The organism is Pseudomonas folii (genome assembly GCF_014357575.1).
GTDB lineage: Bacteria > Pseudomonadota > Gammaproteobacteria > Pseudomonadales > Pseudomonadaceae > Aquipseudomonas > Aquipseudomonas folii.
Map to the genome: position 1 here is coordinate 1 of NZ_JACONW010000032.1, position 22,818 is coordinate 22,818.

General features: G+C 53.0%; 20 protein-coding genes. 12 read left to right on the forward strand and 8 right to left on the reverse strand.

Annotated features, from left to right (window positions below):
• Positions 1-96 precede the first annotated feature (96 nt).
• A complete protein-coding gene (locus tag H8S59_RS09265; RefSeq protein ID WP_187521213.1) occupies positions 97-1,605 on the forward strand; it encodes a sigma-54-dependent transcriptional regulator in 1,509 nt (502 codons plus the stop codon).
• 6 nt (positions 1,606-1,611) lie between these two features.
• On the opposite strand, the gene H8S59_RS09270 is transcribed toward H8S59_RS09265, so the two are convergent.
• From H8S59_RS09270 to H8S59_RS09280, 3 genes are all read right to left on the reverse strand, one after another.
• Positions 1,612-2,019, reverse strand: coding sequence for an NUDIX hydrolase (locus tag H8S59_RS09270; RefSeq protein ID WP_187521214.1), 408 nt, complete (start codon positions 2,017-2,019; stop codon positions 1,612-1,614).
• Positions 2,016-3,107 (reverse strand): D-alanine--D-alanine ligase, encoded by a 1,092-nt coding sequence (gene ddlA / locus H8S59_RS09275; RefSeq protein ID WP_187521215.1) that lies wholly within the window; start codon positions 3,105-3,107, stop codon positions 2,016-2,018. Before ddlA ends, H8S59_RS09270 begins: the two co-directional genes overlap by 4 nt.
• Before the next feature lie 162 nt (positions 3,108-3,269).
• Entirely contained in the window at positions 3,270-3,551 is a 282-nt protein-coding gene (locus H8S59_RS09280; RefSeq protein ID WP_187521216.1) for a type B 50S ribosomal protein L31, read from the reverse strand.
• Positions 3,552-3,746: 195 nt separating this feature from the next.
• On the opposite strand from H8S59_RS09280, the gene H8S59_RS09285 reads away from it, so the two are divergent.
• Positions 3,747-4,112, forward strand: a complete 366-nt coding sequence (locus H8S59_RS09285) for a hypothetical protein (RefSeq protein WP_187521217.1) — start codon at positions 3,747-3,749, stop codon at positions 4,110-4,112.
• 193 nt (positions 4,113-4,305) lie between these two features.
• A complete protein-coding gene (locus H8S59_RS09290; protein ID WP_095094175.1) occupies positions 4,306-5,919 on the forward strand; it encodes an FMN-binding glutamate synthase family protein in 1,614 nt (537 codons plus the stop codon).
• Between the two features lie 24 nt (positions 5,920-5,943).
• On the opposite strand, the gene H8S59_RS09295 is transcribed toward H8S59_RS09290, so the two are convergent.
• From H8S59_RS09295 to H8S59_RS09305, 3 genes are all read right to left on the reverse strand, one after another.
• A complete protein-coding gene (locus tag H8S59_RS09295) occupies positions 5,944-7,473 on the reverse strand; it encodes a glycosyltransferase family 39 protein (protein ID WP_187521218.1) in 1,530 nt (509 codons plus the stop codon).
• A gap of 113 nt (positions 7,474-7,586) precedes the next feature.
• A complete protein-coding gene (locus tag H8S59_RS09300) occupies positions 7,587-8,534 on the reverse strand; it encodes a glycosyltransferase family 2 protein (RefSeq protein WP_187521219.1) in 948 nt (315 codons plus the stop codon).
• Positions 8,531-8,902 (reverse strand): GtrA family protein, encoded by a 372-nt coding sequence (locus H8S59_RS09305; protein WP_187521220.1) that lies wholly within the window; start codon positions 8,900-8,902, stop codon positions 8,531-8,533. Before H8S59_RS09305 ends, H8S59_RS09300 begins: the two co-directional genes overlap by 4 nt.
• A 303-nt stretch (positions 8,903-9,205) precedes the next feature.
• Between H8S59_RS09305 and H8S59_RS09310 the strand changes: the two genes are divergently transcribed.
• The 4 genes from H8S59_RS09310 (at position 9,206) to H8S59_RS09325 (ending at position 12,962) form a co-directional block, all read left to right on the forward strand.
• Positions 9,206-10,348: an OpgC domain-containing protein gene (locus H8S59_RS09310; RefSeq protein ID WP_187521221.1), complete on the forward strand. Its 1,143-nt coding sequence runs from the start codon at positions 9,206-9,208 to the stop codon at positions 10,346-10,348.
• A 113-nt stretch (positions 10,349-10,461) separates the two neighbouring features.
• On the forward strand, positions 10,462-11,169 hold the full coding sequence (locus H8S59_RS09315) for a hypothetical protein (RefSeq protein ID WP_187521222.1): 708 nt from the start codon (positions 10,462-10,464) through the stop codon (positions 11,167-11,169).
• Positions 11,170-11,384: 215 nt separating this feature from the next.
• Complete coding sequence (locus tag H8S59_RS09320) at positions 11,385-12,089, forward strand: hypothetical protein (protein WP_187521223.1); 705 nt, start codon at positions 11,385-11,387, stop codon at positions 12,087-12,089.
• Positions 12,090-12,302: 213 nt separating this feature from the next.
• Positions 12,303-12,962, forward strand: a complete 660-nt coding sequence (locus H8S59_RS09325) for a hypothetical protein (RefSeq protein WP_187521224.1) — start codon at positions 12,303-12,305, stop codon at positions 12,960-12,962.
• A gap of 49 nt (positions 12,963-13,011) precedes the next feature.
• On the opposite strand, the gene H8S59_RS09330 is transcribed toward H8S59_RS09325, so the two are convergent.
• Positions 13,012-13,896, reverse strand: a complete 885-nt coding sequence (locus H8S59_RS09330; protein WP_187521225.1) for a hypothetical protein — start codon at positions 13,894-13,896, stop codon at positions 13,012-13,014.
• A 379-nt stretch (positions 13,897-14,275) separates the two neighbouring features.
• Between H8S59_RS09330 and H8S59_RS09335 the strand changes: the two genes are divergently transcribed.
• Both H8S59_RS09335 and H8S59_RS09340 read left to right on the forward strand, forming a co-directional pair.
• Positions 14,276-14,995 carry a hypothetical protein gene (locus H8S59_RS09335; protein WP_187521226.1) on the forward strand — a complete coding sequence of 240 codons (720 nt, stop codon included), beginning with the start codon at positions 14,276-14,278 and terminating at the stop codon, positions 14,993-14,995.
• Positions 14,996-15,425: 430 nt separating this feature from the next.
• Positions 15,426-16,145 (forward strand): hypothetical protein, encoded by a 720-nt coding sequence (locus tag H8S59_RS09340; RefSeq protein WP_187521227.1) that lies wholly within the window; start codon positions 15,426-15,428, stop codon positions 16,143-16,145.
• A 51-nt stretch (positions 16,146-16,196) separates the two neighbouring features.
• Here the strand turns inward: H8S59_RS09340 and H8S59_RS09345 are convergent, their stop codons facing one another.
• Entirely contained in the window at positions 16,197-17,120 is a 924-nt protein-coding gene (locus tag H8S59_RS09345; protein ID WP_187521228.1) for a hypothetical protein, read from the reverse strand.
• A gap of 449 nt (positions 17,121-17,569) precedes the next feature.
• Between H8S59_RS09345 and H8S59_RS09350 the strand changes: the two genes are divergently transcribed.
• From H8S59_RS09350 to H8S59_RS09360, 3 genes are all read left to right on the forward strand, one after another.
• On the forward strand, positions 17,570-20,680 hold the full coding sequence (locus tag H8S59_RS09350) for a biosynthetic peptidoglycan transglycosylase (protein ID WP_187521229.1): 3,111 nt from the start codon (positions 17,570-17,572) through the stop codon (positions 20,678-20,680).
• Positions 20,681-21,374: 694 nt separating this feature from the next.
• A complete protein-coding gene (locus H8S59_RS09355; RefSeq protein WP_187521230.1) occupies positions 21,375-21,962 on the forward strand; it encodes a PadR family transcriptional regulator in 588 nt (195 codons plus the stop codon).
• Positions 21,959-22,729, forward strand: coding sequence for a siderophore-interacting protein (locus H8S59_RS09360; RefSeq protein ID WP_095094162.1), 771 nt, complete (start codon positions 21,959-21,961; stop codon positions 22,727-22,729). Before H8S59_RS09355 ends, H8S59_RS09360 begins: the two co-directional genes overlap by 4 nt.
• Positions 22,730-22,818 lie beyond the last annotated feature (89 nt).

Consider the following 22,818-nt stretch of genomic DNA (forward strand, 5'->3'; position numbering starts at 1 on the left):
TCCGGTCAGTCCCCACATCGACTGCCCTGTCTCTAATCCACAGCGCTTTTTACTGGCATAATCGCCCCCCTCTTCGCCCAGAGCCTTTAGCGCCCAATGCGTATCCACGTCAGTTTCATCGACCGCGTCGGCATCACTCAGGAAGTCCTGGCCATTCTGGGTGGGCGCAATCTGAATCTGGATGCGGTGGAAATGGTGCCGCCCAACGTTTACATCGACGCACCGACCCTCAGCCATCAGGTGCTTGAAGAACTCAAGGACGCGCTGTTCCGGGTACGTGGCGTTGAAGCCATTACGGTCGTTGATATTCTTCCCGGCCAGCGTCGCCACTTGCAGCTGGATGCATTGCTGGCGGCCATGACCGATCCGGTGTTGGCGCTGGACAGTGCCGGGCATGTGTTACTGGCCAACCCGGCACTGATCGCGCTGATCGGGCGCGAGCCTGCCGGCGAACCGGTGGCCGAGCTGTTTGCCGATCCGGGTCTGCACAGTGCGTTGCTGGAAAACGGCTTTCGCCTGCCTTTACGTGAGGTCACGCTCAACGGTGAAGCGCTGTTGCTGGACGCCACGCCGATTACCGATGCGGGTGCGCTGCTCACCCTCTACCAGCCGAGCCGTATCGGCGAGCGTCTGTCGGCGTTGCATCACGACCATGCAGAAGGCTTCGATGCGCTGCTGGGCGAGTCCACAGCTATCCGCACCTTGAAGGCCCGCGCGCAGCGGGTGGCAGCCCTGGATGCGCCGCTGTTGATCCAGGGTGAAACCGGCACCGGCAAAGAGCTGGTGGCTCGCGCCTGCCACGCGACCAGCGCCCGACACAGCGCGCCCTTTCTGGCGCTCAACTGTGCCGCCCTGCCGGAAAATCTCGCCGAGAGCGAGTTGTTCGGCTACGCCCCTGGCGCGTTCACCGGCGCACAACGGGGTGGCAAACCGGGGTTGATGGAGCTGGCGAATCAGGGCACGGTGTTTCTCGACGAGATCGGCGAGATGTCACCGTACCTGCAAGCCAAGCTGTTGCGCTTCCTCAACGATGGCAGCTTCAGGCGCGTCGGCGGGGATAAGGAAGTAAAGGTCAATGTGCGCATTCTCAGCGCGACTCATCGCAACCTGGAAAAAATGGTCAGCGAAGGCACCTTCCGCGAAGATCTGTTTTACCGCCTGAACGTGCTCAATCTGGAAGTCCCGCCCTTGCGTGATCGCGGACAGGACATTCTGTTGCTGGCGCGCTACTTCATGGAACAGGCTTGCGCACAGATTCAACGCCCGGTCTGTCGCCTCGCGACCGGTACCTATCCGGCGTTACTGGGCAACCGCTGGCCGGGCAACGTGCGTCAATTGCAGAACGTGATTTTCCGCGCGGCAGCCATCAGTGACAGCAATCTGGTAGACATCGGTGATCTGGATATCGCCGGCACGGCCGTTGCCGGTGAAATAGATGGCGAAGTCGGCAGCCTGGAACAGGCCGTCGATACCTTTGAAAAAGCCTTGCTGGAAAAGCTCTACGCTGACTATCCGTCGACCCGACAACTGGCGGCGCGCCTGCAGACCTCACACACCGCCATTGCCCATCGCTTGCGTAAATACGGGATTCCCGGGAAAGCCTGATCCAAATCAGGCTTCGGCGAGCCTGCCCCGATAGATCGGCAGGATGGTGCCCCGCGTCAGCGGTGCCAGATTAAGATCCGGGTGACTGTCGGCGCTGATCCAGACGACTTCTTCGATTTCCGCAGCGGGAACGACCTCGACATTGATGCGCACTTCGAACAGCTCGCAGCGCACTTCGAACCCTGGCTCGTTAGCGGCAGGTGCCGAGAACGAGCCGAGATAACCCGCGTTGGCCGGATCGATCCGCAACCCAAGCTCTTCCTCAAGCTCTCGTGACAACGCCTCGGCGGCAGACTCACCGGCGTCGATCTTGCCACCCGGCTGCATGAACGCCTGCGTGCCGCGCTTGCGTACCAGCAAGGTCCGTCCGTCCGGCCCGATCAACAACGCTGCAGCGATATGAATCAGCTTCATGAAAATATCTCGGTCTTGAGTTGCCGCGCCTCGTCGGCACGCTCCAGTGCCAGCTCGATCAGACGATCAATCAGACCGGCGTAGGACAAGTCTGTGGCCTGCCACAGCTTGGGGTACATGCTGATCGAGGTGAAACCGGGAATCGTGTTCACTTCATTGATGATGATGTCCCGCGCCTCGGTGACGAAGAAGTCCACCCGCGCCAGACCGGCACAGCCCAGTACTTGATACGCACGCAGTGCAACTTCACGCACCTCATCGCTGACATCGGACGCCAGTTCGGCAGGAATCGCGATACGCGCCTGATCACCGTTCAGGTATTTGGTGTCGTAGGCATAGAACTCGTCATTGGCGATCACTTCACCGCAGACACTGACTTGCGGCTGACGGTTGCCGAGCACTGCGCATTCGACTTCTCGACCCACAATGCCTTTTTCGATCAGCACCTTGTGGTCGTACTCGAAGGCCAGTCTCAAGGCCGCGCTGTAACTGGCTTCATCGGTGACTTTGCTGACACCCACCGAAGATCCCTGACTCGCTGGCTTGACGAACATCGGCAAACCAAGCTGTGCGACGACTGCGGCGTACTCCACCGACTCTCCATGACTGACCATCACGAACGGCGCCACGGCAATACCGGCGTCGCGCAGCAGGCGCTTGGTCACGTCTTTGTCCATGCAGGCCGCCGAGGCGAGAACATCCGGACCCACACAAGGAATCGCCAGCAAGCGCAACAGGCCCTGCAAAGACCCGTCTTCGCCGAACGCGCCATGAATCAGCGGGAATACGACGTCTATGCGCGGCAGCTCTACACCCGACTCTACATCTACAAATTGCCCGCCAAGACTGCCCGGCAGCAACGCCAGGCGTTTGCCCGCAGCACTGAGGCTGATTCTTGCCGGATCGTTGGCGTTGCGCAGGTAATCGCTTTCATCGAAGCGCAGCCAGCGACCCGACTTGTCGATGCCAATCAACGTCAGATCATGAGTACTGCGATCAATCGCGTTGATCACGTTCCTGGCTGACTGCAGCGAGACTTCGTGTTCGCTGGATTGTCCTCCGAAGAGGATAGCGACTGATTTTTTCAAAGCGATAACTCCCGATTTTCAGGCCGCAGAGTCAAAAGCAAATTCGCGCTTTAGTCCAGTGGCGATGCGCGCAGGTGGTCGTCGGAGTCAAAAAAAAGGCAAAAAAAACTCACGAAACGGAGGATCAGGTTCTGATCGTCCATCCCGCGAGAGCAAACCGCGTCATTCAGCGTCGACGGTGTCTTTTTTCGCGCCAGAGCCAAACGTGGCGAAGCGCTTGTTGAAGCCTGCAATTCGGCCTTCAGTGGTGGTTTTACGTTGTTGCCCGGTGTAGATCGGGTGTGAAGCGCTCGACACATCGAGGGCTACGTAAGGATAGGTTTCGCCGTCACTGTGTTTTTGCGTGCGATCTGTATCAACGGTCGAACCGATGAGGAAGAACGCATCAGCCGCCGTGTCATGGAACAGCACTGGACGGTAAGCAGGGTGGATATCAGGTTTCATGATGTCTCCGGATCGCTGGGTAGATTTGAGTTACAACATAACATATCGCCCATTCCACACCAAAATCGATTGTCGTGACTTGCATCATTCGTGAACTTGATTAGGCGGACACTAGCCGCTAAGGTTCGCCCCGCCGTTGCTGGATCAACGGTCCGGGACTGGTCTCCTGGCGCACCGGCCGGATGGAAGCAAGCCATGTCTGAACCCGATCATTATCAAATCTCTCCCCACGCCTATAACCGCCTGATCGAAGCAAGGGATTCGCTGCGTCTGCTTGACGGCTATGTCAACAAGACCGACGTGCTGTGCAACCCTTCTATGCTGATCGGCTATGTCTCGATGCTACAAAGCGCGTTGCAGGAAGTGATCGCCGCCAGTACACCCTCGCAACCTCGCGATGCGTTCATGCGCAAGGCCGATGAACTGGGTTTCGTCGCGCTGAACCCCAAGGAACAGGCACTGATCAAACATCTGCGCTGGACCAGCCATGAAGGCCGAGAAGATATCTACGAAATGGCCGAGCGCCTGCGCCATATCAAGCCCTGGATTCTGACGGACTGAATTCGCCGCCTGCCCAGCCCGATCCCTATAGTTCAACTATCCTCGATTCTGCCGATAGTCTTCAGAAGACTATTGCTCCCTGACTCCCGACCTGCTGAACGACTGCAGCGCCAGTCGCCGCAGGAACAGCGCCGAGCCAGAACCACACAAAAATCAGATCGAAAAACCACCGTCCTTAGCCCCAGGAAACCGTATGAGTCTGTCGATTCTCAGTCGTTACGCCTTCTTCGTTGGTTGTGTGCTTTTTACCCTGCTCAGCTTGCCATTCTGGCATCACGAATGGTTGTGGCCTTTCACACTGCTGACTGCCTTGCTATCGCTCGTAGGGATTATCGATTTGCTGCAGTCGCCTCATTCGGTACGGCGCAACTACCCGATTCTCGGCAACATTCGCTACGCCGTAGAAGCCATCCGCCCGGAGATCCGTCAGTACTTGCTGGAGTCCGACAGCGACGCTCTGCCCTTCTCACGGGCACAACGCTCGCTGGTGTATTCCCGAGCCAAGAACGAATCAGCGGACAAGCCTTTCGGCACGTTGATCGATGTCTACCAGACCGGCTTCGAGTTCATCAGCCACTCCATGCGCCCCGCCCCGCTGAGCGATCCGAACGCGTTCCGTGTCATCGTCGGCGGCCCGCAATGCACGCAGCCGTACTCGGCCTCCATATTCAATATTTCGGCGATGAGCTTTGGTTCGCTGAGTGCCAATGCCATTCGTGCGCTAAACAAAGGCGCGAAGCTCGGCAATTTTGCCCATGACACGGGTGAAGGCAGCATCAGCCCTTATCATCGGGAATACGGCGGCGATCTCACCTGGGAGTTGGGCAGTGGCTATTTCGGTTGCAGGACGGCAGATGGCCGTTTCGATCCGCAACGCTTCGCCGCGCAAGCACAAGACCCGCAAGTGCGCATGATAGAAATCAAGTTGAGCCAGGGTGCCAAGCCGGGCCACGGCGGCATCTTGCCGAAACACAAGGTCACCAAGGAAATCGCCGAAACACGTGGCATCCTGATGGGCGAAGACTGCGTCTCGCCGTCACGTCACAGCGCGTTCTCGACCCCCTTTGAACTGATGCAGTTCATCGCACAATTGCGTGAGCTGTCGGGAGGCAAACCCGTCGGCTTCAAGTTCTGTCTGGGTCATCCGTGGGAATTCATGGGCATCGCCAAAGCCATGCTGGATACCGGCATCCTCCCGGATTTTATTGTGGTTGATGGTACCGAAGGCGGAACGGGTGCCGCGCCCGTGGAGTTCACCGACCATATGGGCGTCCCGATGCGCGAAGGCTTGTTGTTCGTGCACAACACCCTGGTGGGCCTTAACCTGCGAGACAAGATCAAACTGGGTGCCAGCGGCAAGATCGTCAGCGCCTTCGATATCGCCAGCGTATTGGCCATCGGCGCAGACTGGGCCAACTCCGCACGAGGCTTCATGTTCGCCATCGGCTGCATTCAGTCGCAAAGCTGCCACACCAACAAATGCCCCACCGGAGTCGCGACTCAAGATGCGCTGCGCCAGCGCGCACTGGTGGTACCGGACAAAGCCGAGCGGGTGTTCAACTTCCATCGCAATACGCTCAAAGGTCTGGCCGAAATGCTCGCAGCCGCTGGTCTGGATCACCCTTCGCAGTTAGAGGCTAAGCATCTCGTGCGCCGCATGTCGGCCACCGAAATCAAACTGTTTTCACAGTCTCATGTGTTCCTTGAGCCGGGGCAATTGTTGACTGGAGAGGTGGACGGCAGTTTCTATTCAACGATGTGGCAGATGGCGCGGGCTGATAGTTTTGAGCCTAATGCGATTCCCTGACGACCTCGATTTTGCTGCTGAGACTTAGCGAGGCGACACGGGTTCAAGTGAATATAGCCATAGCTGAGTATCACCAAAAGCAACATGACTAATGGAACGCCAATGGGCAGGAACATCGAGTTTGTGTCGATTGGTTTCATAGACAAGCCAAACGCGTTGCGTATCAACGGGGATCAATGCGTAGCTATCGATGTATAAAGCGTCAGCGTCCTGGCTCCAAAGGGAGCCTGGCCCCCGCTTGTCAGGGCGTCCTTCCAAGGCTTGGCCGGGTGTGTAAAGCAACAGTGTGGTGGGTGTCCGGTTGTAATAGGTAGCCCCTAAATAGAGGTACCGACCATACACCAGGACCCTATCGCCCGAGGCCCAATGCTCGTTCAGATAATTCATGACCTTATCAGTGCCGGCCTCCTCGGATTGATAGGGATTATTAAGCCTGTGTACACCCGTATAGACACTGTAAAGACCACATGCTTCTACCATGACAAGCGTAATCAGGCAGACAATTCCGAGCCGAAAATAGCGCTCCATCAACTTATCGAGCACAAGTGCTATCAACAAAGGCAACCCCATCGCGGAAAACACAAAATAACGCGTCCAGAACAGTGGTAATTTTAGTGACACCAAGGCCATCAGCAAGATGGGAGTAAATGTGTACAGAACCATTAGAAGATTAAACCTGTGGTCGCGGAGGTCTGATTTCAGCAGCGTCACCGTTGTGACGGTGGCGATGAGCGGCGCACCTACATAGGCCATAAACGGTCGGCTCGGACCGGATTCAAGCGCTAGGAATTCCCAGATCATTGAAATAACGGAGGAGAAACTGACCTGCGGAATCCAGCCAATCGCGTTGGTATGGCCCAATTGTGCAATCAACGAAGGGATCCACGGGAGGTAAAGCACCGCGATCGCAAGATTACTCATCCACCATGCTTGCTTCCTGACAAACAGCTGACCGTTATCGTGAATGAACAACAGATATACCCAATGGGCAAACAGGCAAGGCCCCGCAAAATAATGCGTGTAAAAACCTGCCGCCATGAGCAGCGTATAGACGAATAAATACCGGTGATGCGTTGGGTTTTTTACCCAGTAGACCAGTGCCAACGTCGCGGCTACACAGCACAGAGCCAGCAACGCATACATCCGCGCCTCTTGACTGTATCTAACAGCAATCGGTAATAAAGCCGATAGAAATCCTGCAAGAATGGCAGCTCGCCTGGAAGCAATCATCCCCACAAGCCACACACTGATAGGAACTGTCAGAGTACCAATCAACGCACTCATCACGCGAACTGAGAATACGCTATCGCCAAAAAATCTCATCCAGAAGTGAAGTAAAAAATAGTAAAGGGGAGGATGAACATCTTGCGCACTATGAAACCAGATCAAGGAGGGCGTCGTTTCACTTACCAACACACTGTAAGCTTCATCAAACCAAATAGATGAATTGATGATACCGTATGAACGAACTGCAGCTGCAAGCACCACAATGGGCAGAATTTGATAAGTCTGAATGATAGTGCCTAGCAAGGCTAAGCGAGAAGCAGGTTGCATAGTGCTCTCCTTTTGTAGGACAGTGCCTTTAAAGCTATATCCATTCTTCTCCATCAAAACGGTGCGTTATCATTTTCCAGAAACTCATTATCTCAAGGTACTCTTGACTGTCTTCACGAATCGCCAAGTAAATTTGACTGAATCCCCACGGTGCTTCCCACCACATAACGCGGCCTGTGTTTGGCCTCCATGTATATGCGTCCCACATACTCACCTAAAACACCAATTCCGATAAGTTGAATACCACTGAAAAACAGCAGCGCCGCCATCAGCGGTGAATAGTCCGGGATATCGTTACCCATCACCAACCGGTCCACCGTACGAAAAATCCCGTAGCACACCGCAAACAGCGAAAGCGAGCAGCCTATATAAGTCCAGATTCGTAGCGGTACGGTGCTGAAAGAAGTAATGCCATCCAATGCCAAATGCCAAAGCTTTCGGGTGTTGAATTTGGTCTGCCCGGCGACCCTACTGGCTCGATCGTAGTCCACAATCACGGTATGAAAACCCGCCCAGGAGAGTAATCCCTTCATAAACAATTCATGCTCTGGCAGTGCTTTTATAACGTCCACGACTTTGCGATCCATCAAACGGAAGTCACCCACGTTTGCTTCGATCCGTGTACTGCCAATGACATTCATGACCCGATAAAAAAAAGCGGCTGCGTATCGTTTCAAACGGCTGTCAACCGAGCGGTCCTGGCGTCGGGCCAAGACCACATCAGCGCCTTTTTTCCACTCACTGATCATCCGTGGAATGACACTAATCGGGTCTTGCAAATCGACATCAATCGGAATGACTGCATCACCACTGGAGTACTCCAGCCCCGCCAACAAAGCAGCCTCCTTGCCAAAGTTGCGGGACAGATTAATCAGCAGCACCTCGTTGTCATCAGCAATGAGCCCCCGAACCACCTGCTCAGTTTGATCAGTGCTGCCATCATTGATAAAAACAATCTGCAGAACACTCCCCTGCAATAAAGGCTCCTGCCTGACAGCCTGGTAGAACAGCGGAATAGCCAACGCTTCGTTAAAAACAGGCGCTATCAAAGAGATTTTCAAGAGGGCCTCCTGAAAATCAAATACCTGGAACAGCAATAGCCAAGGCTCAGGCTAAGCCCTGAAGAAACAACAAGCGTCACCAGCAGAGGTGTCTCTTGCCCATCCGATATATGGCCAGCGATAAAACTCATCGCCCCCATGAAGGACATGAAAAGCAGATAGCCCGACCATGACAGTCGTGCGCTGAAGGTATAAATAGCATTGGCGTAAAACGAGAACGACGCAGCCGCACCAAAGCCAGCTAAATTGGCCAACGATTGAGGAGCGTGCCAACCAAGGCACAGGGCGAAAAACACCGTCCAATGGATGACCGTGTTGCAGATGCCCACTACTAGATACCGTGAGATGCCTTTTAGATCAGGTGTCATGCGTGCGTCATCCTGACTGTACTCGATGCACCGGTTTCCCTGCCAACCGACAGCACACCTGGATGACACCCTAAGTAAAGGACACGCTCTTGAATAGCGCATGACCAATAGTCGGAGACCCCAACGAAATCACCCGAGCGTGTCGAGACATTCTGTAATTAGCCTGCCTTTGCATTTGCCTTGAAAATCCTCCACCCTGCCGCGCCGCCAAACCTGCCAGGACACCCTGATTGACCGGCGGCGCGGAACCTAGAGTCCTTGCGGCTGATCTTTATCCCTTACGACATTAAAGAGCCTACCGTTATGACTAACGGACGCGACCTGCGCATCGACTTCTTTCGGGGCCTGGCGCTGATCTTCATTTTCTGGGATCACGTGCCTGACAACCCCCTTGCTCAACTGACCGTACGCAACTTCGGCTTCAGTGACGCTGCGGAAATTTTCGTCTTCCTGGCGGGTTACGCTGCCATTCTTGCCTACGGCCGTATTGCCCGACGTGACGGCTTTGTTGTTTCTACTGTAAGAATTCTGCGTCGCACCTGGGTGCTTTATGTCGTGCACATCTTTCTGCTGACGCTATTGATGGGCATTGTTTTCGTTGCCAATCATTACGTAGAAACCCGGGACATGATTCAGGAAATGGGTTTGCAACATTTTGTCGCTGACCCGCAGCAAGCTCTGGCCGATCAACTGCTGCTGCGCTTCAAGCCCAACCTGACAGACCCGCTGCCGCTGTACATCCTGTTGTTATTGGCATTGCCGCTGATCCTGCCAATGATGCTGCGCAACCTGACCCTGACGGTAGGCTTGTCGATTGGGCTGTATCTGATGGTGCCGCTGCTGGGCTGGAATATTTCGGCTTATGAAGGCGGTGGTGTCTGGTACTTCAACCCGGTGGCCTGGCAATTATTGTTCGTACTTGGCGGCGCGTGTGCACTGACTTCCGAAGCGAAACCCTCGACCGATATCGAACCGCGGCCTCTGACCAGACAACCCCTGTTCATGATCTCGGCGATGTATTTGCTGGTTGCAGCAGTCATGGCGTTCTCGTGGAAATTCCCGTTACTACACCCGGCTCTGATGCCGCAGTTCGTTGCCGATGGGCTTTACCCGATCAACAAGACCGATCTGGGTCCGCTGCGTTTGCTGCACTTTCTGGCCTTGGCGTATTGCGTCGCCAAACTGTTACCCGCACACAACACATGGGTGCAGAGCTGGCCTGCGCGACAAGCATGCCGAATGGGTCGCTACTCGCTGGAAATCTTCTGCCTGGGCGTGCTGTTAGCGCCAATGGCCGACATGGTCAACGCGCTGGCTGGTGACACCTGGCCAATGCAAGTCTGCACCGCCCTCCTCGGCTTGGTGCTAATGATGCTCATGGCCGCCTGGCTCGACCTCAACAAACGCCTCGGCCGACCAAAACCCGCAAATGCGGTCGCGGTTTGAGACCAGCGTCACAATAAGACCTCCTCTCAGAAGTTTCCTACGACCTTATCAGGCCAAGTTTTTTCTTCATTGGCCGCTAAGAAAGAGGTAGGGAAACTCAAGAGGAAGTCATTTTGGAAATCAATTCTGCAGTCAAAGTCAGCAACCTTTATTCGGTGGTGCCTGGCAAGGTCAAGGCTATTGAAAAGCCCACCACAGAGGTGGACACCCTGGTGGCGGGCAAGACCAATAGCGTGGAGAAATCCGTCTTGGCCACAGGCGTAAAAGCGCCCGAGAAGGTTGAAGAAATTGAGCATTACGTCTATGAAGAAGCGCCTTGGCTAAAGCTCAGCTTTGATGATCCACTGATGGAAATGTCTAAAAAATCATTATATCTAATCGATATAACACTGGAATCCATTGGACAAACCGAAAAAATAAACTCTGCATTCAAAGAATTCTCCGAGCGCCTCAAAAACCTCCGGCCCGATATTGCTTCAACAAACTACAGCTTCACCCTGGACGAAAACGCGAACATAAAGATACTTGACGGACAACAGCCATTAAGTGACGCGAACAAAGTCTGGCTGACCGACGAAATCAATAAATTCAAAAATTTTAGAAATACTGTTCACGCCCACTCTAAAACACTGATGGCGCTCGTAGATCACACAAAAGATTTTGGTGGAAAATACAATTTGAACAGATATAACTTTCAATCAGTCATTGACTACAAGGACATTCTTAACACGTCCCACCATGACTTCTATGAAAGATCTTTAAGTACGGTGCAGAGCCATGCACCGATAAGATCAGAACCGCGGATCAATACGTACGCATAGCGTAAAAGGCTACCCGCCGGGTAAAGCTTGAGGCCGGCGCTTTTTCTGACAATAAAAAGTGCAACTCTCAGGAAGCGGCACCACAAACAAAAACTCATTTATGAGAACGGCGTATCAAAACAATCTACTCCGGAAATTTCCTACAAACTAATCAGGACAAGTTTCTACTCCCTTTGTCGTTAAAGAAAGGGTAAGACAATTGAGAGGAAGCAATCGTGAATATTAATTCTGCAGGGATCGTTAGCAACCTTTGTTCATGGGTGCCAGGCAAAGTCAAAGAAATGAGGCCCACCACACAAGTGGACACCCTGGTGGAAGGCAAGACCAATAGCGTAGAGAAAGCCGTCTTGGCCCCAGGCGAAAAAGCCCCCGAGAAGGTTGACGACATTGAGCATTACGTCTATGAGGAAGCCCCATGGCTAAAGCTCAGCTTTGACGACCCGATTATGGAAATGTGTAAGGATGGAATCTATTTACTTGGCATAGTCTCTGAATCATCCGGAAAACTAACCAAAATAAACTCTGCATTCGAAGAATTCTCCGAACACATCAAAGACCTACGGCCCGATATTGCCTCGTCAAACTACAGCTTCACCCTCGACGAAAACGCGAACATAAAGATACTTGACGGACGACAGCCATTGAGTGAAGCGGACAAACTGTGGTTAACCGACGAAATCAACAAATTCAAAGACTTCAGGAATACCGTTCACGCTCACTCCAAAGCGCTGATGGCGGTAGTGGATCACACCAAGAACTTTGGTGGCAAGTACAACCTGAACAGGCACAATTTCCAATCGGTCATTGATTACAAAGACATCCTCAATATATCTCAATATGATTTTTATAAAAGAGCCTTAGATTTGGTAAAGAGCCATGCTCCGATGAGGTCAGAACCGCGAATCAATACGTACGCATAGCGAAACTAAGCTGCCCGCCGTCTGGTGGGACGGGAGTTTTTCTCTCAACAGTTTTGCAGTCTATATGTCGCTATCGATGGGCTGGAGGTAATGTCAATCTGAGAACAGCTTCTCACTATAACCCCCTCCAAGAAGTTTCCTACAACCTTCTCAGTCCAGGTTTTTACTCACTTGGCCGTTAAAGAAAGGTGAAACTACTGAAAGGACGCATTCGTGAATATCAACTCCGCAATGAGACTCAACCATCTTCAACCATCCGCTTCGATCATCAACGAGCAGGAACGCTCCGCCAAGCGCACAAAAAATACGGGCCATAGAGATGTCGTAGATCACCAAAAATATAATGCAGAGCCTCTGCAAACCGAAAATTCACTTCAGCACGTCTCCACGGAGTGCAAAGATGATGTTTTAGAACTTGCTTGCTTGACCATCGACGCTGCACTCAGACAAATCGACATTTGCCGACAGTACGGTGAGTTTTACGAACGCCTTAAAGACCTGCGCCCTGATATCGCTTCAGCAGGATTCGGATTCACGCTGGATGAGAACTCGAAAATAAAAATATTGGACTCAGGGAAATTGGGCGAGGCTGATAAATCCTGGCTAACTGAGGAAATCAATACATTCAAGGACATCAAGCACCACGTCTACAAGCATTCCAAACTATTGATCCAACTGGTAGAAAAAGACACCCAAAGATTTGGTGGGAGATTTAACCTTAATAGTGAGAACTTTCAGAACACTGTCGATTATGGAGATATACTTAATAAAAAATGGGGAGGCATCGGGGCATCTCTCGATAGTTTCTTTACTAGGCAGATTTTAGAGAACGCGGAAAAACGCGCGTCCCCCTTGCTTGACACTTATGCATAGTAAGAAAAACGGCCTGCCAGAATATCTGACAGGCCGCTATTCTATGGATTCAGGATCGTCTACTGCTAATTAGACGCTGATTACAGATATGTCCGAATGCGTAGGTTGCAGATTGATCTCTGCCTGCCAATTCATTCACGACAACATATTGACCAATTCGGTAGTGAGTCCTCCACGTATTATTGTAGCCCTTACTGTAATTAACAAAGTCTCTTGCTTCATTACCTCCTTCACATCGGCCAAGCTCTACCAATTTCAATGCCCTTCCGTCCTGGTCCGAAGATAGGACAAAACTGATCAAAGGTTTATAGTTTCCATTAAACCCAAGTACGAAACCAACAGTACCACCCTCAAGGGGAGCACCTGCGGTGTCGGTAAACTGCACCTCTAGCGTGGCCTCCTTATGAGCTTGACCTGGCAGCCATTCAGGAATGGAATAGCCATACGGAATCCTTAACACATTCTCCTCACCTTTTAGATTGAAGTCCTTCAAAACCGGATAGGACCCAAATACCAGTGAATATTGCCCACCATTAAATGCCACCGCTTGATTATGCGTGACCCTGATGATGATCTCCTCACCCGGCTTCAGGTTTTTTAGGACACTCATACCTTTAACGGTAACCAGCTCCCACGCCCCGCCTACATGCCGCTCAACCTTGATATGCTGCTGACTCTTCAAGTCCAGTATTACATCCTGCCCTCTTACAGCGGTAAAACCGTAGTAGTGCTCGGAGACAGCGCTGTTTAAGCGCGTGCCAAGAGTGTGAACCTTATCCGTCAACACATTGAATACCGGCTCTTCCATTTCCGGTGTGGTGGTAGTTTGTGTCGCACTGCCCTCTGGGACCGCTTGTGCCCATGCTGAATGAGGGCCCGCCGAAATAACAGCGGACACAACCATACCCAAAAGCAGCTTTTTATTTTTACGCATCTGAAACTCCTAAATAGACTCAATAGTTTTAATTCGTTTATGCCAAGTGGTCTAAGCACTGACAAACCGGACGTAATCACTGCTTTAAACCCGAGTCAACAAGGCTGTTTAAATTTCAGAAGCTTCCTACTTTTAACTTAATTTGTAATACATCCCCTACAAATAACACGTATCATTTCTTACGCCGAACACCAGAGAACTCATGACTTACTCAACGCTTTCGCGCCGACCGACCAAAACTTAAAAATACGGTCGCGAGTTGAGAACAGCATCTCAAAAAGAGACCCTCTCGGAAGTTTCCCACAACATTATCAGGCCAAGTTTTTTCGGACATGGCCGTTACACCGAGGGAGACCTACAACACGGAGAGGGAATACTCGTGAACATCAATTCCATTGTGTCGACCCCTTTGAAGCTTTCAGCAATTGATCAGCCTAAGATGGAGCAAGTCATGGCGACATCTGCGATTAGGTATACAAGATTAATATCCTCCGACGAAAGCGAGAACACCACACTGAAGATATTGAATTGCAACCCGTTTATGGTGGGGCCTATATTTAGAGATATCGTATTTACACGAGAAACAGACCCACTCGACAGAGGATGGGCTCCCCTTAAGAAGGATGAGTGCTGCTGGGGATGTCGCAGTGACCAAATGGATACATTAGCTTCTAATGCCAGCAGCCTGATAGAGAACATCAGCGTTGAACTGCAAAACTTCAGACAGAAAATTGCCAAAGACTTCCCAGCGCTATCAGCTACACCCTTTGATTTCACAGTCGATGCAAGTGGAAAGGTCAAAGTTTTAAATTCTGACTTATTAAGTGACCTCGAAACCGCATACCTGACAGAAGCCATGCAGGACTATGAACCACTCAGAGAGCTCATCATGGCTCACGCCGAGACGATCATTAGCTATGTAAGCTTTTTAAAACGTCCTGAAGAAGAGGAACCCTTCTCCTACAAACATTTCAGCGCTTTGGTAAATTACGCCGCGCTGCTCGCAGACACCACGGGCAAGCTTAATATTTTCGGACAACCAAAGGAAAATGATCGCACCCATACAAATAATCGAAACAGGATCGACGTAGAAGTCTGATGCGAAAAAAAGGGCAGATGTACTATCTGCCCCTCACAGCTTGAAATAGTTAGATTCTACCTCTGTTCAGAGTCTGGGTGCAGATATGAGCAAATCCGGCCATCTTGTTCATTTCACTTTTTTTACTCTCTGTGCCAATAAGCTTGTCGAATACAAACCAACGTCCGAGATTGTATGTAGACACCCAATGATGGGTTCCACCGGCATCATTGCGCTGAGCGGCCAGTTCTCCCCGATAACATCTATGTTTAGGCCGCTTGGCTGACCTTAACAGCAACGACCGACCAAAATCCGCAAATGCGGTCGCTGTTTGAGAACAGTGTCTCAATAAGTGCCCTTCTCGGAAGTTTCCCACAACATTATCAGGCCAAGTTTTCTCACACATGGCCGTTACGCCAAGGGAGACCTACAACACGGAGAGGGAATACTCGTGAACATTAATTCCATTGCGTCGAACCCTTTGAAGCTTTCAGCAATTGATCAGCCTAAGGTGGAGCAAGCCCTGACACCAATAGCAACCAAACAAACAAAATTAATTTCTTCTGAAGACAGCAAGAATCCCACGCTAAAGATATTGGATTGTTGGCCTATCATGAGGGATCCTCGTTACGAGGATATTGAGTTCACTCGAGAAACATACCCCTACAACAGCGAATGGATCCCTCTCAAGAAAGATGAATGCTGCTGGGGATGTCGCGAGCGCGAAATGGCTACGTTAGCTTCTAATGCCAGCATGCTGATAGAGAAAATCAGCGATAAACTTCAAGATTTTAGACAGACAATTGCCAAGGACTTCCCGGCGCTATCGACCACACCCTTTGACTTCACAGTCGATGCGAATGGAAAGGTCAAAGTTTTAAATTCTGAGTTATTGAGCGACCTTGAAACTGCCTTCCTGACAGAGGCCATGCAGGACTATGAGCCACTCCGAGAGCTCATCATGGCTCACGCCGAGACCATTATCAGCTATGTAAGCTTTTTGAAGCGCCCTGAAGAAGAGGAACCCTTCTCCTATAAGCATTTCAGCGCCTTGGTAAATTACGCCGCGCTGCTAGCAGATACGACAGGCAAGCTTAATATTTTCGGACAACCAAAGGAAGACGGAAACATACATGCCAACGATCGATACAGACTCGACGTAAAAGCATGATGTAAAAAAAGGGGCAGATGTACAACATCTCCCCCTCACAGCTTTAAATCGTTAGATTCGACCTCTGTTCAAAGTCTGGGTGCAGATATGGGCAAAGCCGGCCATTTTGGCTGACTCGGCCACCTTACTTTCCGTACCGACAAACCCGTCAAATACAAACCAACGTCCTACATTGTATGTAGATACCCAATGATGGGTTCCACCGGCATCATTGCGCTGAGCGACCAGTTCTCCGCCGTAACATTTGTTAAGCGTGAATGTCGCCGTGGCGATTCCACGCTCGTCTGACAGCGCGGACTGCGTCACTTCTGGGTCTTTAGACTTCAGGTTTAGATAAATCGGCAAACTGGCTGACGCGCCTTTCAATGGAATCCCTGTGGTATCGGTAAATGTTGCTTCGAACGTTAACGTACCATGAGTTTGCAAACCAGCTACCCATCCAGAGTCGGCGACAGGAACACGGTTCCTGACAGATGGAGCGTTCAGTGAAGAATCCTTGAGGACCGGGTATGATCCAAAGGCCACTTTGTATTCCGTCCGCTGGTAAGGTTTGTCTTGTTTGTAGGAAACCCTCATGACTACTTGATCACCTGGCTTCAAACCAGGTAGATCGAGCGCACTCGTGTTATTTTTTGTCTTCCACACACCATCATAATATTCGACCTGCCAAGATGGTTCAGGCTCCTCAGCTATAGCTGCAAGCAAAACTTTCTGCCCACGAATTGAAGTAAAAACATAGCAACGGACGTCGGATTTGCTTTCAAGAAAGCCCTTTGGTTCGTTAATCTGATCTAGCGTGCTCTGACAACTGGATGTATCAGGTTCTGGCAACGACACGGCCGCCATCGCCGTCTCAACTTGAGTTACATTTTGCTCAACACCATTAATTTCGGCCCGAGCATAAAACCCAAGCGAAGACATCACCAATAAAGGAGCGCACAACTGCGCAACCCTCAATTTTTTATTCTTGTTCATTTCTATCATCCTGATAATTATTAAAGTTTTAGCCAGACGCTTATGCAACTGACAAAAACGGACGTAATCACCGTTTAAAACACGAGTCAATATTCAACAATCAAAATCAGAACATTCCTACTTGACTCTTATATTTGAGGGCTTTTCCTACATAAAACATCGACTCAACTTACAAATCCAACTGACTATCGACGCATTAAACGTTTTAGGATGAGCACACACGGGCGTTTCGAAAATTCATAGCGTTAAGGGGTTTATCAAATCCCCGGTCTTGCCGATAAACCTGATGAGCCGCTGATGGACCTGCGGCCTGAGCACGCCATGGATGGGTAAGCAGCCCGCCGCCGCTCAGGATGCGTCCTACAGCCCTAGACTATTTTTCCCGCAATCCCGGTCAGCGACTAAGCTTGAGTCAGGTGCGATTAACAGGTTTAACCGGGCCAACCGAAATGGGCGTTTTACGGCATGCTGATACCAAACAAACTGTGATTACAGCGGACCGTAGCGATCGCGCTCCCATGCCAGAAGCCCCGCGCCGCAAGAGCTATGTGTGGCGCGTGTTCTGGATTTTGCTGCTGATGGGGATTGCGGCGCTAGCTGTCGCGATGGTGATCGAGTCACGTAGCTCGCGCCTGCAAGCGCTGGAGTTCAACCGCTTTGCGGCGAGTCTGAGCTATTCGATGCATACAGGTCCCAGTGATTCGATGCTCTACCCCGGCGAAGGCCCCTTCGACAAGCGCCTGGGCTACTCATCACTGAATGAATTTTTGCCGCGCCTGCTCAAACGCGACTATCTGGTTACCGAACAGGTACGGTTTTCCCCCGACTTGCTGGACTACGCCAAACGTGGCTTCTTCGTACCTTATGAAGAGAAAATCCAGGCTGGACTGTCGATCACTGATTGCCGTGGTGTCGACGTCTATCAGTTCCGTTATCCGCAGCAGTTCTACCCAAGCTTTGCCGCCATCCCGCCGCTGCTGGTGCACAGCCTGCTGTTCATCGAGAACCGCGATCTGCTTGATCCACAACAGCCAATGGCAAACCCGGCAGTGGACTGGCCGCGTTTTGCCAAAGCGGCGTTTTCTCAAGTAGCGAAGCTGCTCGGCTTGCCGGGGCAGTCGGCGGGAGGCAGCACGCTGGCTACTCAACTGGAGAAGTATCGACACTCTCCTGACGGTCTTACGCTTTCAGGCTTTGAAAAACTTCGGCAGATGATTTCCGCCAGCGTGCGCGCCTATCAACCAGGCCAGCAAACCTTAGAAGCACGTCAACGCGTCGTTCGTGATTACCTGAACAGCGTGCCGCTGTCGGCGGTGCCGGGCCATGGCGAAGTGCACGGGATGGCTGAAGGTTTGCGGGTCTGGTATGGCGCGGACTTCGTGAAGACCAACCAGTTGCTCGCGTCTACCGCCAGTGACCCGCAAAGCATCGCCGCTCAGGGACTGGCATTACGAGAAGTGCTGTCGCTGGTCATCGCCCAACGTCGACCTTCGCACTATCTGGCGAAAGGTCGTGCGGAACTGGCGGAGCTGACTGACAGCCACATTCGCCTGCTGGCACAAAATCAGGTGATCAGCAGCGCGTTGGCCGATGCCGCGCTGGAAGCGACGTTGAGTTACCGCAACTGGGCGGAGCAGCCGACCATCCAGCCCATCGAGACCAATAAAGGCATCAGTGTCGCCCGCAGTCGATTGTCGGCGCTGCTCAATCGTCCGCTGTACGACCTTGATCGCCTTGATCTTTCGGCCACCAGCACCCTGCAAAGCGAACTGCAAAACAGCGTCAGTGAGTACCTGAAAAATCTTGCGGACCCGGCTTTTGCTGCACAAGTCGGGCTATTGGGAGAGCGTTTGCTAACCCCCGCCAGTACCACCCAGGTGCGCTACAGTTTCACGTTGTTCGAGCGCGGCCCGGATGGATCACGGGTAAGGGTGCAGACGGACAGTACCGATCAGCCTTTCGATATCAATGAAGGCAGTAAGCTGGAACTGGGCTCCACCGCAAAAATGCGGGTGATGACGACCTACCTGGAGATCATTGCCGAACTGCATGATCGTTACGCCGCGCAAAGCGTCAGCGCACTGGGCAAGGAGCCGGTGGCAGATCAGGACCGCCTGACCCGCTGGGCGCTGGATTACCTGATACAGAATAAGGATCGGGACCTGTCCAGAATGCTCTCGGCGGCGCTGGACCGGCGCTACTCGGCCAGCCCGGCAGAAAGCTTTTTCACCGGTGGTGGCATGCACCACTTCAACAACTTCCGCAAAGAAGACGACAGTCGCTTGCCAACCCTGCGTGAATCGCTGCGCGAGTCGATCAACCTGCCGTTCATTCGACTGATGCGTGATGTCGTGCGTTACAGCACTTATCAAGGGCCAAACAATAGCGCCGAGCTGCTCAAGGATGACGATGACCCACGCCGTCAGGAATACCTGAGTCGCTTCGCTGACCGTGAAGGGTCGGTATTCCTGCTGCGCTTCTGGAAACGTTACAAGGACAAAACCACTCAGGAGCGGCTCGATACATTCCTGGACGGCATCAATGCCACGCCAATCAGGCTGGCGGCGGTGCATCGTTATCTGTTGCCGGGTGCCAATCAGGCCAACTTCAACACCTTCATCCGTGCGCACATGGCCGAGGACAAGGTCGGACCGAAGCTGAGCGAGAAGCGACTGGCCGATCTCTATGAAAGCTACGGGCCGGGCAAGTACAACCTGCCGGATCAGGGCTATATCGCCAAGGCGCACCCGCTGGATCTGTGGTTAGTGGGTTACTTGCTGCAACACCCGGATGCGCAGTTCAAGGACGCTGTTGCTGCCAGCCGGCATGAGCGTCAGGAAGTGTACGGCTGGCTGTTCAAGAGTCGCCACAAGAGTGCACGGGACAGCCGGATCCGGACGATGATGGAGGTCGAGGCGTTTCTTGATATTCATCAGCGCTGGCAACGTGTCGGCTATCCGTTTGATCATCTGGTGCCTTCGCTGGCCACCGCCATCGGCAGTTCCGGCGACCGCCCCGCCGCGCTGGCCGAGTTGATCGGCATCATCCAGAACGACGGTATCCGGTTACCGACTTTGCGCATCGACAGCCTGCATTTTGCTGCCGACACGCCCTACGAAACCCGACTCGCCAACAACCCGGAACTGGGCCAGCGCGTATTGCCTTCCGAAGTTGCCGCCGCCATGCGCGAAGCGCTGTCGCAAGTGGTCGACGGGGGCACCGCCAAGCGGGTGCATGGCAGTTTCAAATTGCAGGACGGCTCTATCCTCGCCATGGGCGGCAAGACCGGCACCGGCGACAACCGTATCGAAAGTATCGGTGCGGGCGGACGCGTCCTGAGTTCACGAGCGATCAACCGGACAGCCACTTTCGTGTTCTATCTGGGCGATAACCACTTCGGCACCCTGACCGCATTCGTGCCGGGCCGGGCAGCAGAAGGATTCCGCTTCACGTCAGCGCTGCCCGTGCAAGTGCTAAAGGGCATGGCGCCGATTCTGAACCCGTATCTGGAGCCTGGTGGTCATACGCTCTGCCAGCCGACCATCAGAACGCAACTGTAGCGAACTTGTTCGCGAGGGGCGTCAGGCCGGCACCACCGCGTTTAACCCTCTCGGCAACAAGTTACCTCCTACCCAGACCGCGCCACACGGTAGGAGCGAACTTGTTCGCGAGAGGCGTCAAACCGGCACCACCGCATCAAATCCTCTCGGCAACAAGTTACCTCCTACCCAGCCCGCGCCACACGGTAGGAGCGAACTTGCTCGCGAGGGGCGTCAAACCGGCACCACCGCATCAAATCCTCTCGGCAACAAGTTACCTCCTACCCAACGCGTGCCACACGGTAGGAGCGAACTTGTTCGCGAGAGGCGTCAGGCCGGCACCACCGCGCTTAACCCTCTCGGCAACAAGTTACCTCCTATCCAGCCCGCGCCACACGGTAGGAGCGAACTTGTTCGCGAGAGGCGTCAAACCGGCACCACCGCATCAAATCCTCTCGGCAACAAGTTACCTCCTACCCAACGCGTGCCACACGGTAGGAGCGAACTTGTTCGCGAGAGGCGTCAAACCGGCACCACCGCATCAAATCCTCTCGGCAACAAGTTACCTCCTACCCAGCACCGCGTTGCTCGTTGCTCCTACAACCATTTTGATAAATTTTCTCAAACCACAAACGAGAACCGTTCGTCTTTATCCCTTGCGCAATCATTAAGATATATCTTAAGGTATATCTAACTTGTAACGGGAGATGAAGAGATGCGTGATGACCCTCACGACAACGACCACCGTCCTTCGCATCGCGAGCATGGCGATGGACGAGATGGTTTTGAGAAACGACCTGGCCGGGAACGCGGTGGACGCGGACCTCGGGTGTTCGCGCCGGGCGATCTGAAACTGCTGCTGCTGGCATTGATTGCCGAGCAGCCCTGCCATGGCTATGACCTGATCCGTCAGATTGAAGGCATGTTTGACGGTGCCTATAGCCCAAGCCCCGGGGTGATCTACCCGACCCTGACGTTCCTCGAAGAAAGCGAGCTGATCGAAGGCGATGCCCAGGGCGGTAAAAAACATTACGCCGTCACCGATGCCGGTCGCGCCTCATTGGCCGAGCAGAAAGTCGCTCTGGATGGCGTAAGGATGCGTATCGACGTCAGCAAGCGCTCGTTGCGCGGTCACGACCGTCCTGCGGAAATCCATGAGGCCGTGCACAACCTTCGCCACGCCTTGCAACTGCACCACGGTCGCTGGAGCCCCGAAGAAATCCTCCGGGTTCGCGACCTGCTCAACAACACCGCCAAAGCCATCGTCGATGGCCCCCACGTCACCTCGGAGAAGCCGGTATGAATTCACAGCAATCCATTCATCGTGTCAGCCATGAGATCAAACGCCGCAGGCTTGAAGTGCTGCGAGTGACGGACATTACCCCTAAAATGCGCCGGATTACCTTGCATGGCCCTGACCTGACCGGCTTCATCAGCCTGGGACCCGATGACCATGTGAAATTGATGTTCGCCACCACACCTGAAGAACAGGCAGCGCTGGATAACTTCGTTCCGGGCTCCCCAAGCGACGGACCAAAACCGGTGATGCGTGATTACACACCGCGCCGTTACGATGCGATCAGTGGCGAACTGGATATCGATTTCGTACTGCACGGCGAAGGGCCCGCAGCAACCTGGGCAGCGCAAGCTCAACCGGGTCAGTTCCTGAATATCGCAGGGCCGCGCGGTTCGATGATCGTGCCGGATATCTTTGACAGTTATCTGCTCATCGGTGATGAAACCGCCCTGCCTGCTATCGCCCGACGCCTTGAAGAGTTACCGGCCAATCGCAGCGCGCTGGTCGTTGTCGAGGTTGCAGACCCAGGCGAGCAGCAGGTTTTTCAAAGTCAGGCTCAGGTCGACGTGATCTGGATCGTCCGTGGCGAACAGGATCTGGTGGATGTCGTCCGCCGCCTGGAAATGCCTGAAGGCAAGCTGTACGCCTGGATCGCAACCGAATCGATGCTGTCACGCAAACTGCGCCGGGTATTGCTCGGTGAGTTCGGACTGGAAGAAGAGTTTGTGAAGGCTGCGGGGTACTGGCGGCTGGACGGGAGTGATGAGGGCTGATCGGTACTTAGCTCTCATCGAACAAATTACAGCTATCTGATTTGGAATCCTTTTTCTGTAGGAGCTGCCGAAGGCTGCGAAGTATTTCT

Coding starts and splice junctions, on each gene's coding strand:
- H8S59_RS09265 (WP_187521213.1), top strand. CDS start 97: ATGCGTATCCACGTCAGTTTCATCGACCGCGTCGGCATCACTCAGGAA.
- H8S59_RS09270 (WP_187521214.1), bottom strand. CDS start 2,019: ATGAAGCTGATTCATATCGCTGCAGCGTTGTTGATCGGGCCGGACGGA.
- H8S59_RS09280 (WP_187521216.1), bottom strand. CDS start 3,551: ATGAAACCTGATATCCACCCTGCTTACCGTCCAGTGCTGTTCCATGAC.
- H8S59_RS09285 (WP_187521217.1), top strand. CDS start 3,747: ATGTCTGAACCCGATCATTATCAAATCTCTCCCCACGCCTATAACCGC.
- H8S59_RS09290 (WP_095094175.1), top strand. CDS start 4,306: ATGAGTCTGTCGATTCTCAGTCGTTACGCCTTCTTCGTTGGTTGTGTG.
- H8S59_RS09295 (WP_187521218.1), bottom strand. CDS start 7,473: ATGCAACCTGCTTCTCGCTTAGCCTTGCTAGGCACTATCATTCAGACT.
- H8S59_RS09305 (WP_187521220.1), bottom strand. CDS start 8,902: ATGACACCTGATCTAAAAGGCATCTCACGGTATCTAGTAGTGGGCATC.
- H8S59_RS09310 (WP_187521221.1), top strand. CDS start 9,206: ATGACTAACGGACGCGACCTGCGCATCGACTTCTTTCGGGGCCTGGCG.
- H8S59_RS09330 (WP_187521225.1), bottom strand. CDS start 13,896: ATGCGTAAAAATAAAAAGCTGCTTTTGGGTATGGTTGTGTCCGCTGTT.
- H8S59_RS09345 (WP_187521228.1), bottom strand. CDS start 17,120: ATGAACAAGAATAAAAAATTGAGGGTTGCGCAGTTGTGCGCTCCTTTA.
- H8S59_RS09350 (WP_187521229.1), top strand. CDS start 17,570: ATGGGCGTTTTACGGCATGCTGATACCAAACAAACTGTGATTACAGCG.
- H8S59_RS09355 (WP_187521230.1), top strand. CDS start 21,375: ATGCGTGATGACCCTCACGACAACGACCACCGTCCTTCGCATCGCGAG.
- H8S59_RS09360 (WP_095094162.1), top strand. CDS start 21,959: ATGAATTCACAGCAATCCATTCATCGTGTCAGCCATGAGATCAAACGC.